Origin of the sequence: Ancylobacter mangrovi (assembly GCF_024752335.1) — a bacterium.
Lineage (GTDB): Bacteria > Pseudomonadota > Alphaproteobacteria > Rhizobiales > Xanthobacteraceae > Ancylobacter > Ancylobacter mangrovi.
In genome coordinates this window covers 300188-325783 of record NZ_JANTHY010000002.1, presented here as the reverse complement: position 1 = coordinate 325783, position 25596 = coordinate 300188, and the positions used below count along the sequence as shown (strand labels likewise).

At 69.4% G+C, this 25596-nt stretch carries 19 protein-coding genes; 13 read left to right on the top strand and 6 right to left on the bottom strand.

What is annotated here, in order from left to right:
* Positions 1-83: 83 nt before the first annotated feature.
* The 3 genes from NVS83_RS07310 to NVS83_RS07300 form a co-directional block, all read right to left on the bottom strand.
* Positions 84-1997: an extracellular solute-binding protein gene (locus tag NVS83_RS07310; RefSeq protein ID WP_258738741.1), complete on the bottom strand. Its 1914-nt coding sequence runs from the start codon at positions 1995-1997 to the stop codon at positions 84-86.
* Positions 1994-4009 (bottom strand): extracellular solute-binding protein, encoded by a 2016-nt coding sequence (locus tag NVS83_RS07305; protein WP_258738740.1) that lies wholly within the window; start codon positions 4007-4009, stop codon positions 1994-1996. Before NVS83_RS07305 ends, NVS83_RS07310 begins: the two co-directional genes overlap by 4 nt.
* Positions 4010-4294: 285 nt before the next feature.
* Positions 4295-5071 carry a c-type cytochrome gene (locus NVS83_RS07300; protein ID WP_258738739.1) on the bottom strand — a complete coding sequence of 259 codons (777 nt, stop codon included), beginning with the start codon at positions 5069-5071 and terminating at the stop codon, positions 4295-4297.
* Positions 5072-5291: 220 nt separating this feature from the next.
* Here NVS83_RS07300 and NVS83_RS07295 point away from each other — a divergent pair, with 220 nt between their 5' ends.
* Positions 5292-6047: a 3-deoxy-manno-octulosonate cytidylyltransferase gene (locus NVS83_RS07295; RefSeq protein WP_258738738.1), complete on the top strand. Its 756-nt coding sequence runs from the start codon at positions 5292-5294 to the stop codon at positions 6045-6047.
* Positions 6044-6892, top strand: coding sequence for a prephenate dehydratase (locus tag NVS83_RS07290; RefSeq protein ID WP_258731853.1), 849 nt, complete (start codon positions 6044-6046; stop codon positions 6890-6892). The genes NVS83_RS07295 and NVS83_RS07290 overlap by 4 nt, the downstream gene beginning before the upstream one ends.
* Positions 6893-6970: 78 nt before the next feature.
* On the opposite strand, the gene NVS83_RS07285 is transcribed toward NVS83_RS07290, so the two are convergent.
* Positions 6971-7741 carry an alpha/beta hydrolase gene (locus NVS83_RS07285; RefSeq protein ID WP_258738737.1) on the bottom strand — a complete coding sequence of 257 codons (771 nt, stop codon included), beginning with the start codon at positions 7739-7741 and terminating at the stop codon, positions 6971-6973.
* Positions 7742-7970: 229 nt separating this feature from the next.
* Positions 7971-9557 carry an alpha-amylase family glycosyl hydrolase gene (locus NVS83_RS07280; RefSeq protein ID WP_258738736.1) on the bottom strand — a complete coding sequence of 529 codons (1587 nt, stop codon included), beginning with the start codon at positions 9555-9557 and terminating at the stop codon, positions 7971-7973.
* Positions 9558-10061: 504 nt separating this feature from the next.
* On the opposite strand from NVS83_RS07280, the gene NVS83_RS07275 reads away from it, so the two are divergent.
* The gene (locus tag NVS83_RS07275) at positions 10062-10691 is read left to right on the top strand and encodes a phosphoribosyltransferase family protein (RefSeq protein WP_258738735.1); all 630 of its coding nucleotides are present in this window, start codon (positions 10062-10064) and stop codon (positions 10689-10691) included.
* Between the two features lie 16 nt (positions 10692-10707).
* Here NVS83_RS07275 and NVS83_RS07270 read toward each other — a convergent pair whose 3' ends face one another.
* Entirely contained in the window at positions 10708-11337 is a 630-nt protein-coding gene (locus NVS83_RS07270) for a trimeric intracellular cation channel family protein (protein ID WP_258738734.1), read from the bottom strand.
* A gap of 265 nt (positions 11338-11602) precedes the next feature.
* Here NVS83_RS07270 and NVS83_RS07265 point away from each other — a divergent pair, with 265 nt between their 5' ends.
* From NVS83_RS07265 to NVS83_RS07220, 10 genes are all read left to right on the top strand, one after another.
* On the top strand, positions 11603-13288 hold the full coding sequence (locus tag NVS83_RS07265; RefSeq protein WP_258738733.1) for a serine hydrolase: 1686 nt from the start codon (positions 11603-11605) through the stop codon (positions 13286-13288).
* 414 nt (positions 13289-13702) lie between these two features.
* Entirely contained in the window at positions 13703-14509 is an 807-nt protein-coding gene (locus tag NVS83_RS07260) for a zinc ribbon domain-containing protein (protein WP_258738732.1), read from the top strand.
* 10 nt (positions 14510-14519) lie between these two features.
* On the top strand, positions 14520-15935 hold the full coding sequence (locus NVS83_RS07255; protein ID WP_258738731.1) for a hypothetical protein: 1416 nt from the start codon (positions 14520-14522) through the stop codon (positions 15933-15935).
* A 107-nt stretch (positions 15936-16042) separates the two neighbouring features.
* On the top strand, positions 16043-17413 hold the full coding sequence (locus NVS83_RS07250; RefSeq protein ID WP_258738730.1) for a hypothetical protein: 1371 nt from the start codon (positions 16043-16045) through the stop codon (positions 17411-17413).
* A gap of 26 nt (positions 17414-17439) precedes the next feature.
* Complete coding sequence (locus NVS83_RS07245) at positions 17440-17931, top strand: hypothetical protein (RefSeq protein ID WP_258738729.1); 492 nt, start codon at positions 17440-17442, stop codon at positions 17929-17931.
* A gap of 24 nt (positions 17932-17955) precedes the next feature.
* Positions 17956-21627: a tubulin-like doman-containing protein gene (locus NVS83_RS07240; protein WP_258738728.1), complete on the top strand. Its 3672-nt coding sequence runs from the start codon at positions 17956-17958 to the stop codon at positions 21625-21627.
* A gap of 33 nt (positions 21628-21660) precedes the next feature.
* On the top strand, positions 21661-22101 hold the full coding sequence (locus NVS83_RS07235; RefSeq protein WP_258731844.1) for a YMGG-like glycine zipper-containing protein: 441 nt from the start codon (positions 21661-21663) through the stop codon (positions 22099-22101).
* Positions 22102-22106: 5 nt separating this feature from the next.
* Positions 22107-22850, top strand: coding sequence for a trypsin-like peptidase domain-containing protein (locus tag NVS83_RS07230; RefSeq protein WP_258738727.1), 744 nt, complete (start codon positions 22107-22109; stop codon positions 22848-22850).
* Positions 22847-23518: a hypothetical protein gene (locus NVS83_RS07225; RefSeq protein WP_258738726.1), complete on the top strand. Its 672-nt coding sequence runs from the start codon at positions 22847-22849 to the stop codon at positions 23516-23518. Before NVS83_RS07230 ends, NVS83_RS07225 begins: the two co-directional genes overlap by 4 nt.
* Positions 23519-23805: 287 nt before the next feature.
* The gene (locus NVS83_RS07220) at positions 23806-25581 is read left to right on the top strand and encodes an N-acetylglutaminylglutamine amidotransferase (protein WP_258738725.1); all 1776 of its coding nucleotides are present in this window, start codon (positions 23806-23808) and stop codon (positions 25579-25581) included.
* Positions 25582-25596: the final 15 nt, after the last annotated feature.

The window sequence follows — 25596 nt, the reverse complement described above, 5'->3', positions numbered from 1 at the left end:
CATGGCGCGTCATGCCGTCAACTTAACGTCCTGTTAGGTCATAGGAAGGCACGCCCGCCGGAGCGGCCGGAGATCGCCGTCCCTCACTGTGCCGGCCGGCCGGGCGCCGACCAGATGTCGGGAATGGCGCGCTCATAGACCGGGCGCGGCGCGCTCGGCCAGGCGAACTCGTCCCAGAAGGCGATGCGGAACTCGGCCGAGTACCAGTGCGGCACCCAGTAGCGCCCGGCCCGCAGGCGCCGGTCGAGCAGGTGGCAGGCGGTGCGCATCTTCTCGCGGGTGTCGGCCGCGATCACCTGGTCGATCAGCAGGTCGACCACCGGGTCGGCGATGCCCGACAGGTTGTTCGAGCCCGGCGTCGCCGCCGCGCGCGAGCCGAAGAAGCTGCGCAGCGATTCGCCCGGCACGGTGCTGAGGGAGAAGCGCCGCACCGTGGTGTCGAAGTCGAAATCGTTCAGCCGGCGCTGATATTGCGGCGAGTCGACGAGACGGAAATGCGCTTCGATGCCGAGCAGCTTGAGGTTCTTGATGAAGGTCGAGGTGTGGCGCTCGAGCCCGCTCTCATCGTCGAGGAACTCGATGGTGACGGGCTTGCCGTCCGGGCTGACGAGCCGGCCGCTCTCGACCCGGAACCCGGCTTCGGCGAGGAGCCTGGTGGCCTGCCGCAGCAGCTTGCGGTCCTGGCCCGAGCCGTCCGAGACCGGCGGCGACCAGGGCGGCGCCTTCAGTGCCGCGACGTCCGCCGGGGTGAGCTTGTCGCCCAGCGAGGCGATCAGCGCGATCTCCTCGGGCCCTGCGGGACCTTCCGCCATGAGGTCCGAATTCTCGAAGAACGAGGTGGTGCGCTTGTACGCGTCGAACATCAGGTACTTGTTCGTCCACTCGAAATCGAAGGCGTAGGAGAGCGCCTCGCGCATGCGCGGATCGGCGAATTGCGGCCGGCGCAGGTTGAGGAACCAGCCCTGCGCGCCCGAAGGCGTGGTGTCCGGCAGCACGGCCTGCTTCACCTTGCCTTCCTTGAGCGCGGGAAAGTCGTAGCCGGTCGCCCAGGTGCGGGAGGTGAACTCCTGCCGGAACAGGTAGACCTTGGCCTTGAAGGCCTCGAAGCCGACCTCGCGGTCGCGGAAATACTCGTAGCGCAGCGTGTCGAAATTGTTCACGCCCCGGTTCACCGGCAGCCCGGCGGCCCAGTAGTCCGGCACCCGCTCATAGGCGATGTAGCGCCCGACCTCGAACGGGCCGACCTTGTAGGGGCCCGAGCCGAGCGGCGGCTCCAGCGTGCTCTGGTCGAACGGGTGGGTGCCGTAATAGGCCTTGGAGAACACCGGCAGCGAGGCGACGAACAGCGGCACGTCGCGCGCGCGGGTCGGCGTGAAGCGCACCAGCACCGTGTCCTCGCCTTCGGCCTGCACGCTCTCCATCTCGCGCAGGTTCTGCACGATGATGGGGTGCCCCTTCTCCTTCAGCAGGTTCAGCGAGAAGGCGACGTCCTCGGCGGTGAGCGGCGTACCGTCGTGGAAGCGCGCCTCCGGGCGCAAGCGGAAGCGGTACTGCGTGCCGTCCGGCGAGATGGTCACGGAGCTGGCGAGGAGGCCGTACACCGCGTCGGGCTCGTCAAGCGCCCGCTTCATCAGCGTGTCGAAGATCAGGCCGATGCCCTGCGCGGCGTCGCCGCTGAGAATGTAGCCGTTCAGCGAGTTGAAGGTCTGGAGCGACTGGTTGAACAGCCCGGTCGGCCCGATCTGCGAGAACATCCCGCCCTTGGCGGCGTCCGGGTCGACATAGTCGAAATGGGCGAAGTCGGCCGGGTATTTCAGGTCGCCGAAGGCCGAGAGGCCGTGCCGCTCGCCCGCCGGCATCACCCCCGGCATGGCAGCCGTATCCGGCGTCGTCGCCTGCTGCGCGGCGACCCGGCGTGGCAGCGCCAGCGCGGCGCCGGCCGCCCCGCCGAGCGCCAGCAGGTGGCGGCGGCTGACACGGAGGCTGCGTGCGCTCACCGCGTGCCCCCGGTCTTTGCCGCCTTGGCCTCATCCCACCACCAGATGTCGGGGAAGCCGAAGGAGTATTCCGGCAGCTTCTCGGGATGGCCGAAGCGGTTCCAGCGCGCGGTGCGGATGTTGGGGTAGGTCCAGCTCGGAATGACGTAGTCATGCGCCAGCAGCACCCGGTCGAGCGCGTGGGTCGCCGCCACCAGCTCGTCGCGGTCCTTGGCGTAGATGACCTTCTCGATCAGCTCGTCGATGCCCGGGTCCTTGATGCCGGCATAGTTGCTCGAGCCATCCTGGTCGGCGGCGGCCGAGCCCCAGAAGTCGCGCTGCTCGTTGCCCGGCGAGAGCGACTGGCCCCAGCCGGTGATGATCATGTCGTAGTCGCGCGCGCGCAGCCGGTTGATGTATTGCGAGGTGTCGACGAGGCGCACCGTGACGGTGATGCCGAGCCGCTCCAGCGAGGGCTTGTAGAACAGCACGACCCGCTCGAAGGCCGGGCTCGCCAGCAGGAACTCGATGGTGAAGGGCTCGCCCTGGGCGTTCACCAGCTTGCCGCCCTTCACGTCGTAGCCGGCCGCGCGCAGCAGCTTCATCGCCTCGCGCAGATTGGCGCGGCGCACGTCCTCCCCGCCCGAGGGCGGGTTCTCGTAGGGCTTGGTGAAGACGTTCGCGGGGACCTTGTCCTTCACGCTGTTCAGGATCTCCAGTTCCAGCCCGCTCGGCAGGCCGGAGGAGGCGAGCTCGGTGTTCTGGAAGAAGCTCGTGGTCCGCTTGTACTGGTCGTAGAACAGGGTGCGGTTCATGCCCGCGAAGTCGAGCGCGTAGTTGAGCGCCCGGCGCACGCGCTGGTCCTGGAACTTGGCGCGGCGCAGATTGGGGATGAAGGCCTGCATGGAGCCCGAGGAGCGGATCGGGAACTCCTCGAGGACCACCCGGCCCTGCTTCACCGCCGGGAAGTCGTAGGCGGTCGCCCAGTCCTTGGCCGAGGTCTCGATGCGGAAGTCGTACTGGTCGCCCTTGAAGGCCTCGAGCTCGACCGTCGAATCGCGGAAATACTCGTAGCGCTGCTCGTCGAAATTGTTGGTGCCGACATTCACCGGCAGGTCCTTGCCCCAGTAGCCGGCCACGCGCTCGAACGAGATCGAGCGACCGGGGGAGACCTCCTTCACCTTGTAGGGGCCCGAGCCGAGCGGCACTTCGAGCGTGGTCTGGCTGATGTCGCGCTTGCGCCCGCTGGCGTCGGTTCCGGTCCACCAGTGCTTGGGCATGATGCGGATCTGGCCGACGATCTGCGGCAGCTCGCGGTTGCCCGCCTGGTCGAAGGTGAAGGTGACTTCGCGCTCGCCCGTCTTCGCCACCGATTTGACGTGGCTGTAATAGTAGGCCTGGCGCGGGTTGTTCTTGATCAGCTCCTCGAACGACCACACCACGTCGTCCGCCGTGACCGGCTCGCCGTCATGCCATTTGGCCTCGGCGCGCAGGCGGTAGGTGACGGAGGAGAAGTCGGCCGGGAAGCGGACCGCTTCCGCCAGCAGGCCGTACTCGGTCGCTACCTCGTCGAGGGCGGGGGACATGAGCGTGTCGTAGACGAGCTGCATGCCGGCGGCCGGGGTGCCGCGGGTGATGATGTCGTTCAGCGAATCGAAGGTGCCGTCGACCGAGAGCCGCAGCAGGCCGGCCTTGGGCGCGTCGGCGTTCACATAGTCGAAGCGCTTGAAGCCGTCGGGATATTTGGGCGAGCCGAGCAGGGACAGCCCGTGCCGCCATTCGCCGGCGGCCGCTCCCGCGGGCTTGGCCGCGTCGGCAGCGGCGCCCGGTGGGGTGGCGTTCGGGGCGGCGGCGTCCTGCGCGAAGGCGCCGCGCAGGAAGGCGGGGAGCGCGGCGAAGGTGAGCCCGAGCACGGTGCTGGCGAGAAGCGCGCGGCGGGTCGGGCAGACGAGGCCCTCCCGGTCGGTCCGGCCAGCCGGACGGAGCGTAGCGGAGCCGGGGCGGACGGACGGGGCGGGAGGACGGATCGTCATGCACTTATCCCTGTTGGCGCGTCGGCAATGTGACGCTCGGCACGTTGTGCCCGTCGGCGGCGCCCGGCAAGAGGCCGCAACGGGGCCGCGACGAGGCGCACCGATCGGGCGCGCGCGGATGAAACGGGGCCGGCCCGTCGCGCGCCGGGACGCGCGGGTCGGCGGGGACTATGAACCGTTACCTTCGGAAAAGAATAAGGCCGGGGCGCGAAGCGCCACCGGCCTGACGTGATCGTGAAATGGCGTCGTTGTCCGGGCCATGCGGTCGCGGCCCGGACGCGGCGCTCAGGGGTTGGCAGGCGCGGGAGCGCCCTCGGTCGGCGGCGTGTTGCCGCCGGGCTCGCCGGAAGCGGGCTCGCTCGGGGCCGGCTGCGCCTCGGCCGGCTTTTCGGTCGGCGCGGCACCCTCGGCCGGGGCGGGAGCGCCCGCGGCGGGGGTGGTGCCGCCGGCATCCGGCGTCGCCTTCTCGGCAGGAGCCGCGCCCTCAGCCGGAGCCGCGCCTTCGGCGGCGGCCGGGGTAGCCTCGGGCTTGGGCAGCGGCAGTGGGTCGTGCGACAGCGTGTTCAGATAGACCAGCAGGTCCGCGCGGTCGCTCTCCTTGGCGAGGCCGGCGAAGCCCATCGCGGTGCCGGGGATGTACTTCTTCGGGTTGGTCAGGAAGTGGTTGAGCTGCTCGAAGGTCCACTCGCCGCCATGCGCCTTCATCGCCTCGGAATAGGCGAAGCCCGAAGCGCTGGCGACCTTGCGGCCCACCACGCCATAGAGGTCGGGACCGACCTTGGCGCCGGCGCCTTCCTGGAGATTGTGGCAGGCGGCGCACTTCTTGGCCTGGCTGGCGCCCTTCTCGGCGCTGGCGGTGGCGAGAAGGTTGGCGATCGGCACATCGGCGGGGGCGGCGGCCTGCGCCTCGCCGCTGGAGCCTTCCTGCACCACGATCTCGAAGCCGGGCTTCTCCGGCTCGTGAACGGAGAACAATATGTCGGCGAAGACATTCAGCCCGAGCGTGAAGGTCAACACGCCCAGCACGGCCCCAGCGATCTTATTCAGCTCGAAGCTGTCCATCGAAACTTTAGCTCCCTCCCGCCGGTGCGGCGAACTGTCCGGCCAGTTCTCCGCACCCCTAACGCACTGTACCAGCCGCGTTATGCCGCCGCCATTGGCGGGCGGAACTAATCATTTTGACGGTTGGCGTGCAACCCGTATAAGCCGCGCCGTGGTTGCTACGTTTCGCCACTCTCGGCGTGGGCCGTTCCGCTGAGGAATTCCGTCAAGGCACTGAGAAATGTCCCCAACGGACACGCTTATACTGATTCCAGCCCGCATGGCCTCCACCCGTCTGCCCGGCAAGCCGCTCGCCGATGTCGGCGGCCGGCCGATGATCGTCGAGGTGGCGCGGCGTTCCGCCGCGGCAGATATCGGCAAGGTTGTGGTCGCCACCGACGATGACGGGGTGCGCGCGGCGGTCGAGGCGGCGGGATTCGCGGTCTCGATGACCCGCGCCGACCACACCACCGGCTCGGACCGCATCTTCGAGGCGCTGGGGCGGGTCGACCCCGCGGGCCAGGTCACGCGCATCGTCAACGTGCAGGGCGACCTGCCCACCATCGACCCGGCCCTGATCCGCGCCGCGCTCGACCTGCTCGACGACCCGGCGGTCGACATCGGCACGCTGGCGGCGCAGATCACCGTCGACGAGGAGCGCACCAACCCGAACGTGGTGAAGGCGGTCGGCAGCGAGGTCGCGCCGGGCCGGCTGCGCGCGCTCTATTTCACCCGCGCCACGGCGCCCTTCGGCGAGGGGCCGCTGTTCCACCATATCGGGCTCTACGCCTATCGCCGCCCGGCGCTGGAGCGTTTCGTCACGCTGCCGCCCTCGCCGCTGGAGAGCCGCGAGAAGCTGGAGCAGCTGCGCGCGCTGGAGGCAGGCATGCGCATCGACGTCGCGGTGGTCGACACGGTGCCGCTCGGCGTCGACACGCCGCACGATCTTGAGAAGGCGAGGGCGATCCTCGCCGCTGAGTCGAGGACGACACTATGACCAAGCGCACCATCGTCTTCCAGGGCGAGCCGGGAGCCAACTCCCACATCGCCTGCCGGGAGGTCTATCCCGATTTCGAGGCGGTGCCCTGCGCGACCTTCGAGGATGCCTTCGCCGCGCTGCAGGCGGGCGAGGCCGATCTCGGCATGATCCCGATCGAGAATTCCGTCGCCGGCCGGGTCGCCGACATCCATCACCTGATGCCGACATCGGGGCTCAACATCGCCGGCGAGTTCTTCCTGCCGCTCTCGCACCAGCTCATGGCCGTGAAGGGCGCGACGCTCGCCACGGTGAAGAGCGTGACCAGCCACGTCATGGCGCTCGGCCAGTGCCGCAACATCATCCGCAAGCTGGGGCTGAAGGCGGTGGTGGGCGTCGACACCGCCGGCGCGGCGCGGCTGGTGGCGGAGGAGGGCGACCCGACGCAGGCCGCCATCGCCTCGCGCCTCGCCGCCGAGATCTACGGCCTCGACATCATCGCCGAGAACATCGAGGACGAGGCGCACAACACCACCCGCTTCATCATCCTCGCCCGCGAGGCGGACTGGGCGCCGGCCAATAACGGGCCGACCGTGACCACCTTCGTGTTCCGGGTGCGCAACGTGCCGGCCGCGCTCTACAAGGCGCTGGGCGGCTTCGCCACCAACGGCGTGAACATGACCAAGCTCGAGAGCTACCAGCTCGACGGCGAGTTCTTCGCCACCCAGTTCTACGCCGATGTCGACGGCCATCCCGAGGACCGCGGGCTGAAGAACGCGCTGGAGGAGCTGAGCTTCTTCTCCAAGGAGGTGCGCATTCTCGGCGTCTACCCGGCCCACGCCTACCGCATCGCCCTGAGGGCCTGAGGCGCGCCGCAGCCCTGCAAGTCGCCTTGGATCTGAAGGCGACTTGGCGTTTCAAGTCGCCTTGGCCCTGCGGGGCCGTCAGCCGGCCACCGGCGCGTCCTTTGCCGGCAGGGGCAGCGCGGGCGTGCCGGAGAAGTGGCGTTCGAGCCGCGCCTCGATCAGCGCGTATTTGAGCCGGCGCAGGACCCCGGTCCGCTTGCGCCGGCGCATGCGCTGGTAGGTGGACGAGCCGAGCCGGCGCTCCCACAGCAAGGCCTCGAAGGCGGCGGCGTCGAACCGGTCCTCGGCGATGTCGAGCACCGCCTTCTCCAGGAAGCCGAGCTCCTGCACATAGGCGATGGAGGCGTGGCCGCTGAAAAACATCCGCACCGGCCGGATGTCGGCCTCCCGGCGCATGCCGCGTATGTGGTGGCGGTCGGTGTTCAGCGGGTCGTAGAAGATGAAGAGGTCGCCGCCGTGATGCGGCGCCTGCCTGTCCCAGATGAGGGGGCGGCCATCCGCGGCCCAGCGCCGCTCCCACCAGGTCCGGAACCGGTTGATGCTGTATTGCGGCGAGAAGGCGATGACCTTGTCCGCGCGCAGCGGCGCGGAGAAGCGGTAGGCGCCATAGCCGCCCATGCTCGAGCCGTAGGTGACGAGCCGTGTGCCCGGCGCGATGGCCTCACGCACCATGGCGAGCGCCTCCGCCATTTCCTGGTACTGGTACCAGGAATTGGTCTTCGGCTGCATGTGATAGGCGCTGTAGCCGCGGCTCTGCAGGAAGTGTTCGGCGAAGCCCGGGCGGTCCGGGTCGCGCACCGGCATCATCGATTCGAAGGTGACGAACACCACGTCGGGCCGGGCAGGCATTTCGCCATTCGCCACGGCCCCGGGCCCCGCAATCATGCCGCTGGGGCAAGTATTGTCCGGGCGCACGACGTCGCAATGCGCCGGTACCCAGACCACACGCAGATCCGCGCTGTCGAAAACGACCTGCCGCAAGACTTCGCCCCCGGCAGCCCGCCCGCTGCCCTGCGAATCAGCTTACCGCAGCGGAATCCGCGTGCCAAGGACGAGACGGGGCCCGAAGGCCCCGCCTTTACTCGATTTCGAGGATGATTCCCTCGTGGACCCGCAGGCGGACCTCGGGGCCGGAGCGGTCCGGGTCGTCGAGCCGGGTCGAGAGCAGGGCGCGGGCCGCGCTCATCTCTTCGGGCAGGGTGAAGGTGCGGGCCTCGCGGCTCAGATTGAGCACGACCAGCACCCGCTGCTCGTCGAGCTCGCGCAGATAGACCAGCACCTCGTCCTCGTCCGAGACGGTGCGGTAGGAGCCCATCTCGAGCGCGGGGTGCGAGCGCCGCAGTTCGATCAGTCGGCGATGCAGCGTCAGCATGGAGCGCGGGTCGGCGTCGAGCGTGGCGACGTTGCGCTGCGCATAGTCCGGCGACACCGGCAGCCAGGGCGTGCCGGTGGTGAAGCCGGCATTGGGCGAGGCGTCCCACTGCATGGGCGTGCGCTCCGGGTCGCGGCTGACGCCGATGCCCGGCTCGTTGATCTCCCACGGGTCCTGCGTCGCGCGCTTGGGGATCGGCACGTCCTCCATGCCGAGCTCGTCGCCGTAATACATGGTCGGCGTGCCGCGCAGGGTGAGCAGCAGCATGCCCGCCAGCGGCGCGAATTCCGGCCCGATGCGCGAGGCGATGCGCGGCTGGTCGTGGTTGCCCAGCACCCAGTTCGGCCAGCCGCCGGGCGGCAGCGCGGCCTCATAGTCCATGATGATCTTGGACAGGTCCTTGGCGTGGCCGCCGGCCCCGATCAGCTGGAAGTTGAAGGGCAGGTTCGCCCCGCCGAGATCCTCGCCGTAATAGGTCACGAGCCTGCTTACCGGCAGGTAGATCTCGCCGATCAGCACGCGGTCGGGATATTCGTCGACCACGCGGCGCAGGCCGGCGATGACCGGGTGCACCTCGGGCTGGTCGGCCGAATAGGCCTGGATCAGGCGGTTGTTCTCCGGGTCGCCCGGCTTGTAGTCGGGGTTCGGCGGGTCGTCGCGGAACAGCGCGTCCTTGATGAGGTGCCAGATCACGTCGACGCGGAAGCCGTCGACGCCGCGCTTCATCCAGAAGCGCAGCACGTTGTGCATCTCCTCGCGCACCTCGGGATTGCGCCAGTTCAGGTCCGGCTGCTCCTTGAGATAGGCGTGGTAGTAGTACTGGCCGGTGGGCTCGTGGAACTCCCAGCCCGAGCCGCTGAAATAGCTCACCCAGTTGTTCGGCGGCCCGCCATCGGGCGCGGGATCGCGCCAGATGTACCAATCGCGCTTGGGGTTGTCGCGCGAGGAGCTGCTCTCCAGGAACCACGGATGCTGGTTGGAGGTGTGATTCGGCACGAAGTCGAGCACCAGCTTCAGGCCGTGGGCGTGGATGTCCTCGACCAGCCGGTCGAAGGTCTCGAAATCGCCGAACACCGGATCGATGCCGCAATAGTCCGACACGTCGTAGCCATGGTCGGCCATCGGAGAGGGATAGATGGGCGAGATCCAGATGGCGTCGATGCCGAGCTTGACCAGATAGTCCAGCCGCTCGCGGATGCCCTCCAGATCGCCGATCCCGTTGCCGTTGGTGTCCTGAAACGAGCGGGGATAGACCTGGTAGAAGATGCCCCGCTGCCACCACTTGGCATTCATGAACTTGGCTCTCCTTGACGCGAATCATCGCCTGACGCGCGGCGAAGCTAGGAAATGCTGGGGAAGGTGTGGACCGAAAAACATGTGAGGCGGGATTGGCAAACGCCTCCGGCCCACCCGATGTTCCCATCTCCGCGCCGCGGCGGCGCATTTCCGGACCGCGACGGAATGCGCCGCGGGCGGCCTCAGGCAGGGATCGGGGACGGTTCCGGAGCGCGGCTTGCCGCACCGGCATTCGAAAAACCGGCGAGCTAATCCCCCCGGAAAATGTCGGATCTATGTCCGGCACAGCCCTTTTGAGCCTTCGCGCGCAATGATTTCCGGCTACATCCGCGCCCTCCGCCGGTACGTCCCGCCCGTGCTGGACAAGATCGCACTGGAAAGCGCGGCGATACCGGCTCACAAATCGAGCCGGCGGCATTCGCGTGTGGAGCGTTCCCGCCGAACGAGGGGGAGGCGCGCACGATGACGGCCGACGGGAATTCGCCTGCGATCGGCGATCAAATGAGCGGCAGCCCGGTGTTGAGCGGCCAGAGCTGGACCGCCGATGTCGGCGGCATGCGCGTGGATCTTCCCATCGTGCCGATCAGGCACGACTTCGCCATCTCGCTGATGATGGTGATCGACCTCGGGGTGAAGTTCGGCGAGTTCGTCGGCCGCCGGCTTGCCAGCAAGCTGGCGCCGTTCCACCCGGAGGTCGTGGTCGGCGCGGCGACGCTCGGCATCCCGATCGCCATCGAGGTCAGCCGCGCGCTCGGCCTCGACCGCTACGTGATCCTGCAGAAATCGCCCAAGGTCCACCTGCAGGATGCGCTGGAGCAGAAGATCTCATCCATCACCTCGAAGGGCGAGCAGCGCCTTCTGCTCGACCGCCGCACGATCCCGCTGCTGGCGGGCAAGCGGACGGTGATGGTCGACGACGTGGTGGCTTCCGGTTCGAGCCTGAAGGGCTCGCTCGAGCTGCTGCGCAGCGCCGGCGCGGACGTGGTAGGCGTCGGCGTCATCCTCACCGAGGCGCGCGAATGGCAGGCGACGCTCGGCGCCGACCGGGCGCTGATCCGCAGCCTCGGCCATATCCCCCAGTTCCGTGCCAAGGCCGGCCAGTGGGTGCCCATGCCGGAGACCTTCCTCTGAGGCGCCGGCGCGGATCTCAGTGCAGGGATTCGGTGTAGACGAATTTGGGCATGCTCCAGCCGAAGCGCAGCGCGAGCAGCCTCAGCCCCAGCCCGACGACCATGGCCGCCAGCATGACGAGATCGTGCGGGAAGCCGAGCCGCTGGCCGCCGAGATAGACCAGGCTGGTGACGACGGAGACCGTCGCGTAGAGCTCGGCGCGGAACAACAGCGGGATGTCGGCGCACAGCATGTCGCGCAGCACGCCGCCGACGCAGCCGGTGATCATGCCGGCGGCGATGACGATGACGACCGGCATGTCGAGCGCGATCGCCACGTTGCAGCCAATGACGGTGAAGACCACCAGCCCGACCGCGTCGAGGAACAGGAAGACGCGGCGCAGATGGGGCATCTGCCGGGCGAGCGCGATGGTCGCCAGCGCCGCCCCGCCGGTGATCAGCAGATAGGAAGGGTGCTCGACCCAGCTCAGCGGGTGCCGCCCCAGCAGCACGTCGCGCACCGAGCCGCCGCCGAGCGCGGTTATGCTGCCGAGAAGGGCGACGCCGACCCAGTCCATCTGCCGGCGCCCCGCCGCAAGCGCGGCGGTCATGGCCTCGGCGACGATGGCGACGAGATAAAGGATGTGGACGAGCTCTGCCGGATTCATGCCCCGCTCTCTCCCCTGCGGCCCCCTCGGGCGGACGCCGCAGCTTCCCATGCGCGGCGGGAGGGCAACAACCGGGGCGCGGATCTCGTGCGGCGGCCGGCGCTCGCCAGGTCAAACTAGCGAGGTCAAGGCTGCGGGAAGCGGATAGCCTGTTCCACGGAACGCGCCTTGTCTTGCAGCGCGGAGTCTTGCAGCGCGGGTGGAGACGGGGCGCAAAGCCCTGTAATCCGGTTACGGGCGGATCGGCTTGATGGGGAGCGGGCGAATGTCAGGCATTTCATATGCGTGGAACGCGGATGGCGGGGCGGTAGCGCGGCGCGGCCTCTCGCGCGCCGGGATAGCGTTCCCGGCATCCCCGGTCCTCCGGTGGGCCGGCTCGCTGGGCCTTGCGCTGGCGCTCGCCATGGCCGGCACGCCTGTGCCCGCGCGGGCACAGACGGCGGCGCCGGACGTGATCCCGCTCGATCTCGGCCCCATTCCGCCCGACGATGTCGTGCCGATGGCGAAGGGCGGCGTCGAGAAGGCCCTCGCGGCGCTGCCGGACATGGTCGGCGACATTATGGGGCGCAGCGGCGTGCCCGGCGCGGCGGTCGCGGTGGTCCAGGGCGGCAGGACGGTCTTCCTGCGCGGCTTCGGCGTGCGCGAACTCGGCAGGCCGGACCCGGTCGACGCCGACACCGTGTTCCAGATCGCCTCGCTCTCCAAGCCGATCGCCGGCACGGTCGCCGCCATTGAGGTGACGAAAGGCGTGGTGAAATGGGACGACAAGGTGGCGAAATACCTTCCCGCGTTCAGCCTCGCCTCGCCCTATGTGACGCAGCACGCGACCATCGGCGATTTCTACGCGCATCGCACCGGCCTGCCGCTTGCTGCCGGCGACGACCTCGAGGATATCGGCTTCGATCGCTCTGCGATCCTGGCGCGGCTGCACCTGCTGCCGCTCGACGCGTTCCGCATCTCCTACCACTATGCCAATTTCGGCATCACCACCGGCGCCGAGGCGGTGGCCCGCGCGTCGGGCCGGAGCTGGGAGGACCTCGCCGACGAAGCGCTGTTCGAGCCGCTCGGCATGGCCTCGACCAGCTACCGCCATGCCGATTTCCTGAAGCGGGCGAACCGGGCGACGCTGCACGCGCTTGTCGGCGGGCGCTTCCAACCGCTCTACACGCGCGACGCGGACGCGCAGGCGCCGGCCGGCGGCGTCTCCTCGAGCGCCAGCGACCTCGCCCGGTGGCTCACGCTGCTGCTGGCGCGCGGAAGCCATAATGGCGAGCAGATGATCGCCGAGGCCGCGCTGCTGCCGGCCATGAGCCCGCAGGCCTTCAGCGGGCCGGGCCATGCGCTCGACACCCGCTCGAGCTTCTACGGCTTCGGCTTCGGGGTGGGCGTCAACGCCAATGGCCGTACCACGGCGAGCCATTCGGGCGCCTTCACGCTCGGCGCCGCGACCAATGTGCAGATCCTCCCCTCGGCCGACCTCGCCATCGTGGTGCTGACCAATGCCGGGCCGGTCGGCGCGGCGGAGGCGATCGCCGGCCAGTTCATGGACATCGCCCAGTACGGCGTGGCGACGAGGGACTGGTTCGCCCTGCTCAATCCGCGCCTGCTCCACTATTACGAGCCGGTCGGCGACCTCGCCGGCAAGAGCCCGCCGGCGGATGCGGGCCCCGCCCGCGCGCTGGACGACTATGTGGGCACCTACCAGAACGGCTATTTCGGCCGCGCCGAGATCGTGAAGCAGGGCGATGGGCTGGTGTTCCATGCCGGGCCCGGCAACTTCGCGCTTCCCATGACGCATTGGGACGGCGACGCCTTCTCGGTCGGCCCCCGTACCGAGAACGCGCCCGACGGTTCGCTATCCTCGCTGCGCTTCGTGGTGAAGGACGGCAAGGCGGTGTCGTTCACGGTCGACTATCTCGACACCAACGGGCTCGCGACCTGGACGCGTTGAGCATGTTTCCCGGGCGGGCCGGCAGTGCGTAGCCGGCGACATTGCCGTCGCCGGCGGGTTCTCACGCGCGACGCATGCGTGAGATGGCTCGACATCCGCCCAACATTTAAGCAACCATAGCGAGTATAACGCGGCCCGTGGCGGCGGCATCGATGCCCTCGGCAATCATCGGCCGGAGGGTTCGGACAAGGTTGAAATTCGTACTAAAAGCAGCGCCGGGCGTCCACCCGAAGACTGAAGTCTCCGGCCGTCCGGTTTTGCTCCACGGCTTCGTCTGGTCAGAAATTGAGCAGAAACGCGGAGAAGAGCGCCGCTCACCGCCAGTTACGACAACGGGATTACGAACAGAATCCGTTGACTTCCAATGTATTGATGATGTCTTAATGATGAAAAGACGGCGGCGGGGATGGTGTCGTGCGGGTCATCGAGGGGCGATGCAAGGACTGCCAGTCCGAGCTGGCGATCGCCGTTCGATTCTGTCCGTTCTGCGGGGTCGAGCAGCATGTCGTCCCGCCGGAAGTACCCGAAGATGTAGCGCAAGCTTACGAATCGACGCCTGCGGATGAATTGCCCGCCGTCGACCCTCTCGACGTGCCGATAAGCCAAGTAGAAGAGGCGGCTCGCACGGAAGCGCCGGCGATAGCCGTCGACCGGCCGGGTAATTCTGGCCAAACACTCGGGACGGTGACCGGAGTTCGCGGCTGGAGCCGTCCGCAATGGGGCGCTGCCGCTGCGGCGGTCCTGACAATTGCGGCGGCAAGCATCTTCTGGTTGTATCATGGTAACTCAGGCGGCGGGTCCCGATCCGCCGCGGGTTCGTCCCCGGAACGGGGTGCCGGGAAGGAGGCCACGTCATCCGCCGACCGTCAGACCAGAACCGCTTCGGGCCCCGTTCCCGCGCCCATGCCGCGGCCGGCCGCCGCCCCATCGCAGCGGACCGTGTCGCCGTCGCCGCCGGCCGCGTCGACGGTGGCGGACCGGAGCCGGGCCGTCCTCGCCACGGCGGAGTGGGTGCCGGTGAACCTCGCGCCGGACAGCGAGCGGCCCTTCGTCTCGCTGCAGGCCTTGGAGCCGTTCCGCCTGCGCGTCGACGGCCGGCTCTATCTCGTCGCGGGCGGGCGCCCGCTCGGCATCGATTTCAGCCGGGTGCGGAATTTCGAGGTCAAATCGCTCCATGGCGCGACGCAGGTGACGGTCACGCGCTATGCGGCCCGGCCGTGACGGGTGGGCGATGACGGGTGGCGAGGAGATCTGGCCGGTTCCATCGCCCGTCGCGGGCGAGCCGCCGATCCGGTGGGTGTTCGGCGACGGCCTGCCGAAGGGCTTCCACTGGCGCGAGGCGTTCTTCGACCAGGGCGACGAGCGCCTCGACCTCGCCAACCTCCCCACCTCCGCCGCCGGCCTCGCCTATCCGGCCCCGTTCCGCTTCGACCCGCAGACCGGCCGGCCGCTGAGCCGGCCGCGGGCGGGAGGCATCGTCAGCGGCTTTCCCGCGCTGGGGGCGGACGGCTTCGCCAGCCTGCCGTCCGCGCTCGACCTCGCCGCGAGCCGGTGGCGGGCGGCGGCGCTTCCGAAAGGCGCGGTGGCGCTGTTCCGCAGCGGCTCGCCGAGCCGGGCGTTCTGCCTCACGGCGCAAGGCGAGCTGTTCTTCCGGGCCGAGGCCGCGCAGGCGGGAGCCGGCTCGGGATGGGTCTGGCTCGACAAGATGGCGCCGAATAGCTGGCCGAAGGCGTCGTTCGCCGTGGCGAGCAGCCCGCTCGGCTTCGCCACCGTGCTTGCCGAGAGCGCCGTCATCGGCCGCTTCCTCGACGGCATTCCCGGGCCGGTGAAGCGGATCGAGCAATTCGCCGGCGCCCGCTTTTGCGGCCCGCCTTCGCGGATCGAGCGGGACCGCATCGCCTTCCCGCTCCGGCGCGCCGGCGCGCTCGCCATCGCCGTCTACGACATGGCGGCGGATGCGTGGGAGGACGAGATCGCGGTGGAGATGCAGGGCATCCCCTGGGACGGGCTCTTCACCCTGCCGGTGCAGAACACGGCGCAGCCGCCCGACGTCTACTGGTGCGCGCCCGACGCCTTCCTCCACCTTACCTCCGAGCACGGCACGAGGCTGGCGCGGCTGCAAGGATTCGAGAAGGGCACGACGCCGGTCGCCGGCGCGCCGATGCTGCGGGACGTGGAAGAGACGATCCACGCGCTCTGCCGCGTCGGCGGCGACTATGCCTTCACCAGCCTGACGCCGCGCCCGCGCAGCGTGCGGCTGAACGGGCCGCACCTGGCGGCGGGCCGGGCGCGCTACAACGGCCGCGATTTCTACCCCTCCATCGCCGGCGACGACATGCTGACCTTCCGCGTCGAGGCGGGAGCGGGGCGGCTGATCCTGCCGGTCGCCTTCCGCACCGACGAGAGAGGCGCGACCGATGCCGCCCTCGTCGCGCTGGTCGACGAGGTGCTTGATGTCGACGCGTTCCTCTCGGGGCGCGGCGAGGCCTATCGGCGTGGCACGCTCTACTGGCATTCGGGCGGCCAGCTCTATCCGCTGCGGATCACGCTGGAGCTGCGGTCGCCCTTCGATCTTCTGGTGCTGTGCAGTGCGTCCGGCCTCGTGGTTGGCAGCGCCGGCAGGGCCTATGAGGTTAGCGCGCAATGAAGTCTTTTCTTTTGGCTATAATACAACTTATACTTGTTTTATGCGCGCAGTCTCTATCAAGGGAAGCATCCGTCCGGCAGGTCTATCTCATCCAGAATTCCGGCTGGATGGAGCCTTATTTCCTCGACGCCCACTCCCAGTTCCTTCAGCTCGCCCAGGCGCTGATCGACGCCTCGCGGCTCGAGGACGTGCCGGTCACGGTGGCGACGTTCAACCAGGACGGCCAGCTTCCCGGCCAGCATTCGCCCGCGACCCTCTTCGCCGGCGCCTATGACCGCGCCCGCATCGCCGCCGCGCTCGGCACCATCGACGTCCCGCGCCGGCCCAACGGGCGCTATGCCGACGCCGATTTCGTCGGCGCCCTGAAGGCGACCATCGGCACGCTGCTGGAGGGCGGGCAGGGCGTCATCTGGATGCTCTCCAACAACAAGAACTCGCCCGACAATGACCAGAACGTCGCGGCCAACACCCGCGCCTTCTACGACCTGCTGCGCGGCTCGCCTTATGTCACGCGCATGGTTGCCTTTCCCCTGCGCATGCCGGTGAGGGGACCGAACTTCGCCGAGAACGGCTTCATCGTCTACGGCATCGCCTATGGCGAGCGGGCGGCGCAGGCGCTGGACGTCATCGTCGGCCCCGGCACGCCGCTGCGCGCCCTGTTCAGCGACCCGCCCATCTTCCTCAAGCCGCTGGAGCCGCAGACGCTCGATCTCGAGGTCACGCCGCAGGCGGTGGACGGGGTCGAGATATCGACGCAGCAGGACGTGGTGGTGATCGACGGCCTGCCCGGCGGCGCGGAATCGATCATCGCCTTCACGGGAAGGGTGCGCAACATCGCCTACCCCAAGAAGATCGTCTCGTCGCGCCTGCTGACCTCGTGGACCGGCGCCGAGGGCGGCGACAGCATCCGCGGCGAAAGCCCGGCGCGGCTGCGCAACCTCGCCGCCGGGGCGATCTCGGATCCGCTGCCGCTCAGGCTCGAAATCCTCGGCCCGGCCAAGCCCGACGGGCTCGCCAACCTGTTCGTGACCGAGCTCGCCGTCGACGGCTATCTCAACATCCACCTGCAGGACCTCGTCTTCGATCTCGACGACGGCTTCGTCGAGAAGGCGGCGGCGGTGTTCGGCGGGGAGATGGTCGGCGAGGGGCACCGCGCCTTCGTCGAGCAGCAGCTCCCGACCATCTTCTTCGACTTCCGCGCGGTCGATCACACCGTCTCGCGGGTGCCGATCCGCCTGATCTTCCACTACTCGCCGCTGCCGCTCTACGCGGCGGGAGGGGGGCTGCTGCTGGGGCTGGCGGGCCTTGCCGCCGTGCCGCTGCTGCTGCTGCGCCCGCGCAACCACGTCGTCGACGTCGCCGGCACGCCGCACCGCGTGCGCCTGCGCCCGGGGCAGAAGCTGACGCTCACCGGCGGCGACGGGCGCGCGCACATCGTGCGGGGCCGGGCCTTCGGCCGCCCCTCCATCCTTTCCTGAGAACTCCCCGTCACCAGGCTCGCGACATGACAACCCAACCCCTCCGCCTTGCCCAGAGCGACTTCAGGATCCCGGCGCCGAACGGCACGCCCGCATCGCCGTCCGGCTCGCCCCAGCAGGCCCAGCCCCCCGCGTCTCAGGCTCCCGCCGCGCCGGCGATGAAGATCGAGATTTCCCGTTCGATTGCCGGCGACCTGTTCGCCCTGCCGCGCGCGGTCTCGACCGGGGAGATGATCGCCGCGGCCGGGCTGTTCGTGGCGCTGCTGGTGCCGTTCTTCTTCGTCAAGCTCTCCGTCACCCGCGGGCTGCAGACGCGCTACGCGGCGCCGGGGCCGGCGTCGGAGGCGGGGTGGCTGCTGTTCACCTGGCTCGCCTTCACCAGCCTGGTGGTGATCGCCGCGACGCTGGGCGGGCTGTGGCTGCGCTACGTCGTCGTCGGCCCGGCGGCGGCGCTCTCGCTGCTGCTGCTGATCCTCTTCATCCGCAAGCGCAGCCTCGCCCTCAACACCCGCCGCTAGCCCCGCCACGAGAGGAGCACGACCATGGCCGAGGCCAATGGAGCATTCGCGCAGGCCGACAGGTCCGAGACCCTGCGCGACGTGATGCCGACCGTCTTCATCGCGCTGGGCGGCACGGGCATGGAGATCCTGCTGCGCCTGCGCCGGCGCATCCTCCAGCACAACTGGTCCGGCCGCAGCGTGATGAGCCTCGACGAGTTCCCGCCGGCGCGGTTCATCTATTTCGACACCGACACCGGCGAGGCGCGCGAGAGCGGGCGCGCGGCGACGAGCGACCTGCTCGCCTCGCGCGTCGCCTTCTCCAAGGGGGAGGCGATCCAGAAGAAGGTCGATACCGCCCACTACATGGCGGAGATCGACAACTACCCGATCATCAAGGAATGGCTGCCGCGCGGCGACCTCGACAAGTTCGACACCGAGAAGGGTGCCGGCCAGGTCCGCAGCATCTCGCGGCTGCTGTTCTACCACGAATATTCGCACTTCATGGACCTGGTGCGCTCGCAGGCCGACCGGGTCATGCAGAACGTGACCAACGACGTGCTGCTGCAGGGGCTGGGGCTGAAGACGACGCCGCAGCTGCGCATCGTCGTGGTCGCCTCGAGCGCCGGCGGCACCGGCTCGGGCGCCTTCATCGACGTCGGCTACGCGCTGCGCTCGATGCGCTCGCCGAGCCCGGACCAGGTCGATCTCTTCCTCATGCTGCCGGGCGGCTACAAGGACGCCAACAAGGACCGCGTCTTCGCCAACACCTATGCCGCGCTGTCCGAGCTCGAATTCGCCATGCTCGGCTCGCGCAACCCGCCCTATGTGCAGCGCTGGACCGACCTCGAGCGACCCGGCGCCGAGGTGCGCACGCCCTACAGCGACGTCTACCTGTTCGACCGCGAGAACATCGCCGGCCAGCAGACCGGCAACAAGGAAGACGTGTTCGACATGGTAGCCGACATCCTGTTCGAGGATTTCGGCTCCAGCGACTTCGCCCGGCGCAAGCGCTCGGTGGGCGTCAACCAGCAGCAGCACAAGCTCGGGCGCTACTTCCCGAGCCTGCCGGAATGGCTGAAGGACGGGCTCTCCTATTCGCGCGCCTATTCCGCCATCGGCCAGACGATGGTGATGTCGAACGCCAGCGTGCAGGTGGAGGAGCATCTGGCGCGCAACAACGCGGCCATGGTGCGCGCCTTCTTCGGCATGGCGCTCGACAGCGCGCAGAAGACCGCGACCACGGAGCAGCGCGACCAGTTCCTGCAGGACTGGATGCGGATCACGCCCAAGGCCTTCGTCGACGACTATGACGAGCGCGCGCGCTTCGCCCAGCAGCCGATCACCGATTTCGCGCTGGTCGACTACATCCTGCTGCGCGAGGACAAGAGCGCCATCACGGGCATGGTCTCGGCCGAGGTGGAACAGGATTTCGCCGGCCTGCTCGGCCGCGTTCCCGACCACAGGGCCTGGGAGGGCGAGGTCCGCCGCATCGTCGCGATGCGCCAGCGCGACGTCGACGGGCGGGTCGGCACCGGCACTGCCTATGGCCCGAAGGGCGCCGAAGTCGCCCACGCACGCGAGCGCTTCGAGACGGCGCTGCTCAGCCGCAACCTCGAGGAGGGCGGGCTCTATGCCGAACTCTACCGGCTGCTCGACGACCAGGAGCGCGGCGGGCTCGAATACACGATCGACCTCGTCGCCAAGCTGCACGCCCGGCTCGACGATGCCGGCGGCGGCATCATCGCCCGCCTGCGGGCGGCCGAGGAGGCCTATGCCCAGCGCGCCAGCTGGCTCAATGCCGAGCAGCTCCAGGCCTCGATCGACCGTCTCCAGCAGGCGGCCCAGAGCTCCTTCCTCACCGGCGGCGGGCGCAAGGCGAGCGAGAAGTACCTCAACCAGGTGCGCGACGACCTCATCGCCATGCTGCAGGCGCGGCTGCGCGCCATCGCCTGCCGCGAGGCGGTGGTGCTGCTGGAGCACGTCGCCCAGTTCCTCGGCGTGCCGCAGGACATGGACGAGCGCGGCGAGACGAGCTGGAGCGGGCTGATCGGCGAGTTCCAGGCCGGGCGCAAGCGGGTGCGCAGCCTGCTGGCGGTGCTGGACGCCGACACGCTGCGCCTGCAGGACGCATTGGCGCGCGGCGACGGCGGGACCTTCTTCGTCATCCGCGACAAGGGGGTCGAACTGCCGCCGGAGGATGGCGAGGCCCAGCTCGCCTGGGCGCGCGAGGCGTTCGAGAGCATCGGCGGCTCGCGCGAGATCTTCGCCCGGCTCGACAGCGACGAGGGCCGGCTCGAGATCCTCGGCCTGCTGCGCTCAGTCAGCAACAAGCGCCTCGGCCAGTACCGCGAGCGCATTCCCTCGGTGATCGACGCGCTGCGGCAATTGCCGCTCGCCCGGCAGCAGCGGCTGATGGAGCTGCTGGTCGTGCGGGCCCTGCCGTGGATTCACACCGATTTCAGCCGCGGCTATCGCCCCGGCAACGAGAACTTCAAGCTGCTGATCGCGGTCGACGGCGCGCGCTCGTTCCGCGCCGAATTCGACGAGATGCTGCGCTCGCGCCTGCCGACGCAGGCCGGCATCACCTCGATCAACTACGAGGAATCCGGCGTTCCCGGCCGCATCGTCTGCTATTGCGAGCTTTCGGGCATTCCCCTCGATGCCATCGCCTCGCTGAAGTCGGAATGGCAGCTCTCCTATCTCAAGGAGCAGGGCAAGCCCGACAGCCAGCCGCTGCACAACCATGTCGACTATCTGCGCTTTCCCGACCCGGTGGTGCCGGACAAGGCGGCGCTGGAGGACCTCGTCTCCCGGACCAAGCTGTTCATCGAGGGCGTGATGCTCGGTGTGCTGCGCTTCGATCCGGCGCGCCAGATCTACGAGCTCGAGGTCGCGCGCGGCGACTGGAGCCGCATCGGCAGCGAGAAATATCTGCGCCGGCGCGGCTTCATGGCCAACCAGCAGACCCAGCTCCAGGAGCAGGTCAAGCGCCGCCTCGGCCGGCTGGGGGCGATCGAGTTCCTGGCGCTGGCCGCGCTCGCGCAGTGGTACGCCAAGCGCGTCTATACCGAGCTGCGGATCGAGGTCGATCAGAAGGGGGCGACGCGCAATCGCGGCGGCATCGGCTTCCACACCTGCATCGCCCTTGCCGAGCAGTACCTGAACCAGTCGCGCCAGACGGGGGGCGCGCTGCCGGGCGATCTCGCCGCCGGCGCCGCGCTGGAGAACCTGTTGGACGCGGTGCCCGACTGGACCACCGCCATTGCCGGCACGCTGGACGATGTCGACGACCCCGAGGTGTCGCGCGACCCCGAGGCGCCGTCGCACCGGCGCGCCACCGACAAGCGCACCGTCAACTGGAGCCGCTTCGACGAGGCGACGCTGGCGCGCATCGCGTCGGGCGCCGGCGCGGCCGACCACGCGGGGCCGAACGGCGTCGCCGTGGCTTTGCCGGGCGCCGGGGTCTCTCCGGGCATCTCCCCGCCGGCGCCGCCGGCCCAGCGCTACTGGCTGTTCAACGCGGAAGGGCAGGTCGCCGGCCCCTATGACGCCTCCGCCTTCCGCATGCTGGCCGAGCTCGGCCAGCTCAGCGCCGAGCTGAAGGTCTGCCCGGAAGGAACGCAGGCCTGGGTCACCGTCGGCGAGGTGCCGGCACTGAAAGGGCTGCTGGCGCCGGCCGCTCCGGTGCCTCCCCCGCCGCCCCCGCTTTCGTGACTGCCGCTTTCCTCAACCCCACCGGAGAAGACGATGAGTGCCGCGACCACATTCCGAACCTGGGTCATCCTTGCCCTGCTGCCTCCGCTGCTCGCCGCCTGCCAGACCACGGGCACGGACCACCAGAACGCCATCGTCGGCGCCGGCCTCGGCGCGGCCGTAGGCGGGCTGGGCTGCGCGGCGCTGGGCGGCAAGCCGGGCGCCTGCCTCGCCCTTGCGGGCGCCGGCGCGATCATCGGCGGTGCCATCGGCGCGCAGATCGACGAGCGCGACCGTGCCCGCCGGCAGGCGGCGCTCGAGCAGGCGCGGCGCAGCTCCGGCACCGTCTCGTGGAAGAACCCGCAGACCGGCAACAGCGGCACCATCACCCCGCTGCGCGCGGTGAACCAGGGCGGGCGCCAGTGCCGGGTGGTGAAGGAGCTCTACTTCAAGAACGGCGAGCCGATCTCCGGGGAAACCACGGTCTGCGGCTGACGCGCATGAGCGCCCCGCGCCCGCCCCACGGGTCCCCCGGCCGGCTCGATGCCGGCCGGGGCGTGCTTCTCGCCGCGGCGCTCCTCGTCACGGCGCTCCTTGCCACTGCGTGGCTTTGGGCGTCCGGCGGCCCGGCCCGTGGCGAGGTGAACCTGCTGCGCGAATCCTACCGGCAGGCGGCCCGCGAGGGGCTGGCGGAGAACGCGGTCGTCGCCGCCTCGGGCGTCTTCATCGGCCCCCGCGCGGTGCTGACCAGCGCCCATGTGCTCAGCGGCTGCGCCGCCTATTCGGTGGAGAGCCCGCTTTTCGGCTACGCCATGGCGCGGCCGGACTACATCAATGGCGACCGCGACATCGCGGTGCTGGTGACGCAGCAGGCGAGCGACCAATTCGCCGCCCTCTCTCCCTTCCGCCCCGAGCTGCGGCTCGGCGTCCACGGCTACCGCGCCGACGATCCCGGCGACGCGCTCCCGCAGTCCTACGAGGCCAAGCTCGCGCCGGGGGCCGGCGACGCGATCCTCATGCTTGACCTGCCGCGCCCGCTGCCCCACGGCCTCTCGGGCGGGCCGGTGAGCGAGCGTGAGGGCGCCGTGGTCGGCGTATTGTCCGGGCGACTGACCCGCGATGCGCGCAGGGCCTTCGCCTCGCCGGTGCACGCCGCTGATCCCGACATCGCCCGCTATGCCGGCGGCGTGCCCGCGAGCCGTCAGGTCGCGAACGCGGTGGTGAAGGTGCGGTGCACGCGATGAGGGGGCGCGCCCTCGCCCTCGCGGCGGCGCTGCTCGCCGCGCTCTTCCTGCCGCCGGCGCGCCTTGCCCTCGGCCAGCAGGAGCTGAGCGAGGGCGAGCGCGCGGCGCTGCGCGCGCTGGTCGGCGACGCGGTGGCGAAGGGCGCCTCGGGGCGGCCTCTCGCCGGGCCGCTGTCGCCGCGCGTCCAGGCGACCGTGGTGCCGGAAAAGGCCGTCTCCCGGCGCACCGGGCAGGTCTGCAACGAATGCACCGAGGTCTGCCGCCCCTACCGCGTGACGCTCGAGATGGACGAGGGACTGACGCTGCTGGTCTATGCCGGCCGCTCCTGCGCGGTCGGCGACGGGCGCTCGTTCCTCAACGCGCGATGGACCGACGCCGTGCCGCCGACGCTGGTCGAGCGCCGATCGCCCATTCCCGAGGCGACGCTGGCCGAGGCGGCGCGGCTGCTCGTCGCGCTGCGCTATCTTCCCGCCTCCCCGTCCCCGCCGCTGGCGGTGATGGAGGCGCTCGACGCGTTTCGCGACGACGCGCAGCTCGGCCATCCCTCCGGCTACCGCATCACCGACGCCGATCTCGCGGCGCTGCGCCGTTCGTCCGGCTATCTCGCCAACATAACCTATTGTCCTGTAGCTGCAGGAACTTACGCCGTCTGCGGGCGCGCCGAATAGGCCGGGCCGCGCGCGTCCCGCTCATCGCTGCCCGCGTCCCCGTAGCGCCGCACGCGATTCCGGCCGGTGCGGCGGCCATCTCACCACGCGCGTGAACTTTTTCGGCCTCCGATGGTTCTTCCCTGCCGGCGCGAAGACATATTGCGCCGGCCGACAAGTCGCGAGGGTGCTGTCCATCGGTGAAGGTTTGGTCTCGTGCTGTATTTTTGCTAAGGATCGTCAAACGCTCACAATCATCCGATACGCCACTCTTCATTGTTTCAGCCTGAAGGAGACAGAGAACCAGCATGTGCGGGATTGCCGGGGAGATTCGCTTTGATGGAACATTCGCCGATACGCGCGCCATCGCCTCGATGATGGACGTATTGGCGCCGCGCGGGCCCGACGGCGCCGGGGTGGAGGCGCGCGGCGCGGCCGCGCTCGGCCACCGGCGCCTCAAGATCATCGATCTGTCGGACAAGGCCGCCCAGCCCATGGTGGACCCCGATCTCGGCCTCACGCTGACCTTCAACGGCTGCATCTACAACTACCCCGAGCTGCGCGCCGCGCTGGAGGCGAAGGGCTACCGCTTCTTCTCCCATGGCGACACCGAGGTCATCCTCAAGGCCTACCATGCCTGGGGTCCGGCCTGCGTGGAGCGCTTCCACGGCATGTTCGCCTTCGCCATCGTCGAGCGCGACACCGGCGCGGTGACGCTGGCGCGCGACCGCTTCGGCATCAAGCCGCTCTACTATTCGCACAAGGGCGGCACGCTGCGCTTCGCCTCCAGCCTGCCGGCGCTGCTGGCGGCGGGCGACGTGGACACCTCGATCGATCGCGACGCGCTCCACAACTATATGAGCTTCCACGCCGTGGTGCCGCCCCCGCGCACCATCCTCAAGGGCGTGCGCAAGCTGCCGCCGGCGACGGTGCGCCGCTACGCGCCGGACGGCAGCTACAAGGACACGGTCTACTGGGCGCCGCCCTATCGGCGCCGGGCGGAGGATTCCGGCCTCACCGCCAACGACTGGCGCGACCGGGTGCTCGATGCGCTGCGCACCGCCGTGCGCCGGCGCATGGTCGCCGACGTGCCGGTGGGCGTGCTGCTTTCGGGCGGGGTGGATTCGTCCATCATCGTCGGGCTGCTGGCGGAAGAGGGGCAGAAGGACCTCGCCACCTTCTCCATCGGCTTCGAGGAAGCCAATGGCGAGAAGGGCGACGAGTTCATCTATTCCGACCTCATCGCCAAGCGGTTCGCCACCGACCACCACAAGATCTTCGTGCCCTCCAGCGACCTGATGGGCGCGCTGCCCGACACCATCCACGCCATGTCGGAGCCGATGGTCTCCTACGACAATATCGGCTTCTACCTTCTGTCGCGGGAGGTGGCGAAGTCGATCAAGGTGGTGCAGTCCGGCCAGGGCGCGGACGAGGTGTTCGCCGGCTATCATTGGTACCCGCCGCTGGCGAACAGCAACGACGTGGTCGGCGACTACGCCAAGGTGTTCTTCGACCGCGACCACGCGACGCTCGCGCGCCAGCTCGGCGACGACTGGATCGCCGACACCGATGCCAGCCGCGACCTCGTCGCCGCTCATCTGCTGGCCGAGGGCGCGGCGACGCCGGTCGACCGGGCGCTGAGGCTCGATTCGCAGGTGATGCTGGTCGACGACCCGGTCAAGCGGGTCGACAACATGACCATGGCCTGGGGCCTCGAGGCCCGCGTGCCCTTCCTCGACCACGAGCTGGTCGAACTCGCCGCGACCATCCCGCCCGAGTTCAAGCTCGCCCATGGCGGCAAGGGCGTGCTCAAGGAGGCGGCGCGGCTCGTGGTGCCGCACGAGGTGATCGACCGGCCGAAGGGCTATTTCCCGGTGCCGCAGCTCAAATACATCTCCGGCGAGTACCTCACCATGGTGCAGGACGTGCTGGGTTCGCAGAAGGCGCGCGAGCGCGGCCTGTTCCGGCAGGGCTATCTCGACACGCTGTTCGCCGACCCGGTGTCGCACATCACGCCGCTGCGCGGCTCCGAGCTCTGGCAGGTCGCGCTTCTGGAGATGTGGCTCCAGTCGCACGGCATCTGAGCGCAAAGGAGGGGG

Coding starts and splice junctions, on each gene's coding strand:
- NVS83_RS07220 (WP_258738725.1), top strand. CDS start 23,806: ATGTGCGGGATTGCCGGGGAGATTCGCTTTGATGGAACATTCGCCGAT.
- NVS83_RS07230 (WP_258738727.1), top strand. CDS start 22,107: ATGAGCGCCCCGCGCCCGCCCCACGGGTCCCCCGGCCGGCTCGATGCC.
- NVS83_RS07285 (WP_258738737.1), bottom strand. CDS start 7,741: ATGCCTGCCCGGCCCGACGTGGTGTTCGTCACCTTCGAATCGATGATG.
- NVS83_RS07270 (WP_258738734.1), bottom strand. CDS start 11,337: ATGAATCCGGCAGAGCTCGTCCACATCCTTTATCTCGTCGCCATCGTC.
- NVS83_RS07240 (WP_258738728.1), top strand. CDS start 17,956: ATGGCCGAGGCCAATGGAGCATTCGCGCAGGCCGACAGGTCCGAGACC.
- NVS83_RS07300 (WP_258738739.1), bottom strand. CDS start 5,071: ATGGACAGCTTCGAGCTGAATAAGATCGCTGGGGCCGTGCTGGGCGTG.
- NVS83_RS07305 (WP_258738740.1), bottom strand. CDS start 4,009: ATGACGATCCGTCCTCCCGCCCCGTCCGTCCGCCCCGGCTCCGCTACG.
- NVS83_RS07250 (WP_258738730.1), top strand. CDS start 16,043: ATGGAGCCTTATTTCCTCGACGCCCACTCCCAGTTCCTTCAGCTCGCC.
- NVS83_RS07275 (WP_258738735.1), top strand. CDS start 10,062: ATGAGCGGCAGCCCGGTGTTGAGCGGCCAGAGCTGGACCGCCGATGTC.
- NVS83_RS07245 (WP_258738729.1), top strand. CDS start 17,440: ATGACAACCCAACCCCTCCGCCTTGCCCAGAGCGACTTCAGGATCCCG.
- NVS83_RS07265 (WP_258738733.1), top strand. CDS start 11,603: ATGTCAGGCATTTCATATGCGTGGAACGCGGATGGCGGGGCGGTAGCG.
- NVS83_RS07255 (WP_258738731.1), top strand. CDS start 14,520: ATGACGGGTGGCGAGGAGATCTGGCCGGTTCCATCGCCCGTCGCGGGC.
- NVS83_RS07295 (WP_258738738.1), top strand. CDS start 5,292: ATGTCCCCAACGGACACGCTTATACTGATTCCAGCCCGCATGGCCTCC.
- NVS83_RS07290 (WP_258731853.1), top strand. CDS start 6,044: ATGACCAAGCGCACCATCGTCTTCCAGGGCGAGCCGGGAGCCAACTCC.
- NVS83_RS07225 (WP_258738726.1), top strand. CDS start 22,847: ATGAGGGGGCGCGCCCTCGCCCTCGCGGCGGCGCTGCTCGCCGCGCTC.
- NVS83_RS07280 (WP_258738736.1), bottom strand. CDS start 9,557: ATGAATGCCAAGTGGTGGCAGCGGGGCATCTTCTACCAGGTCTATCCC.
- NVS83_RS07235 (WP_258731844.1), top strand. CDS start 21,661: ATGAGTGCCGCGACCACATTCCGAACCTGGGTCATCCTTGCCCTGCTG.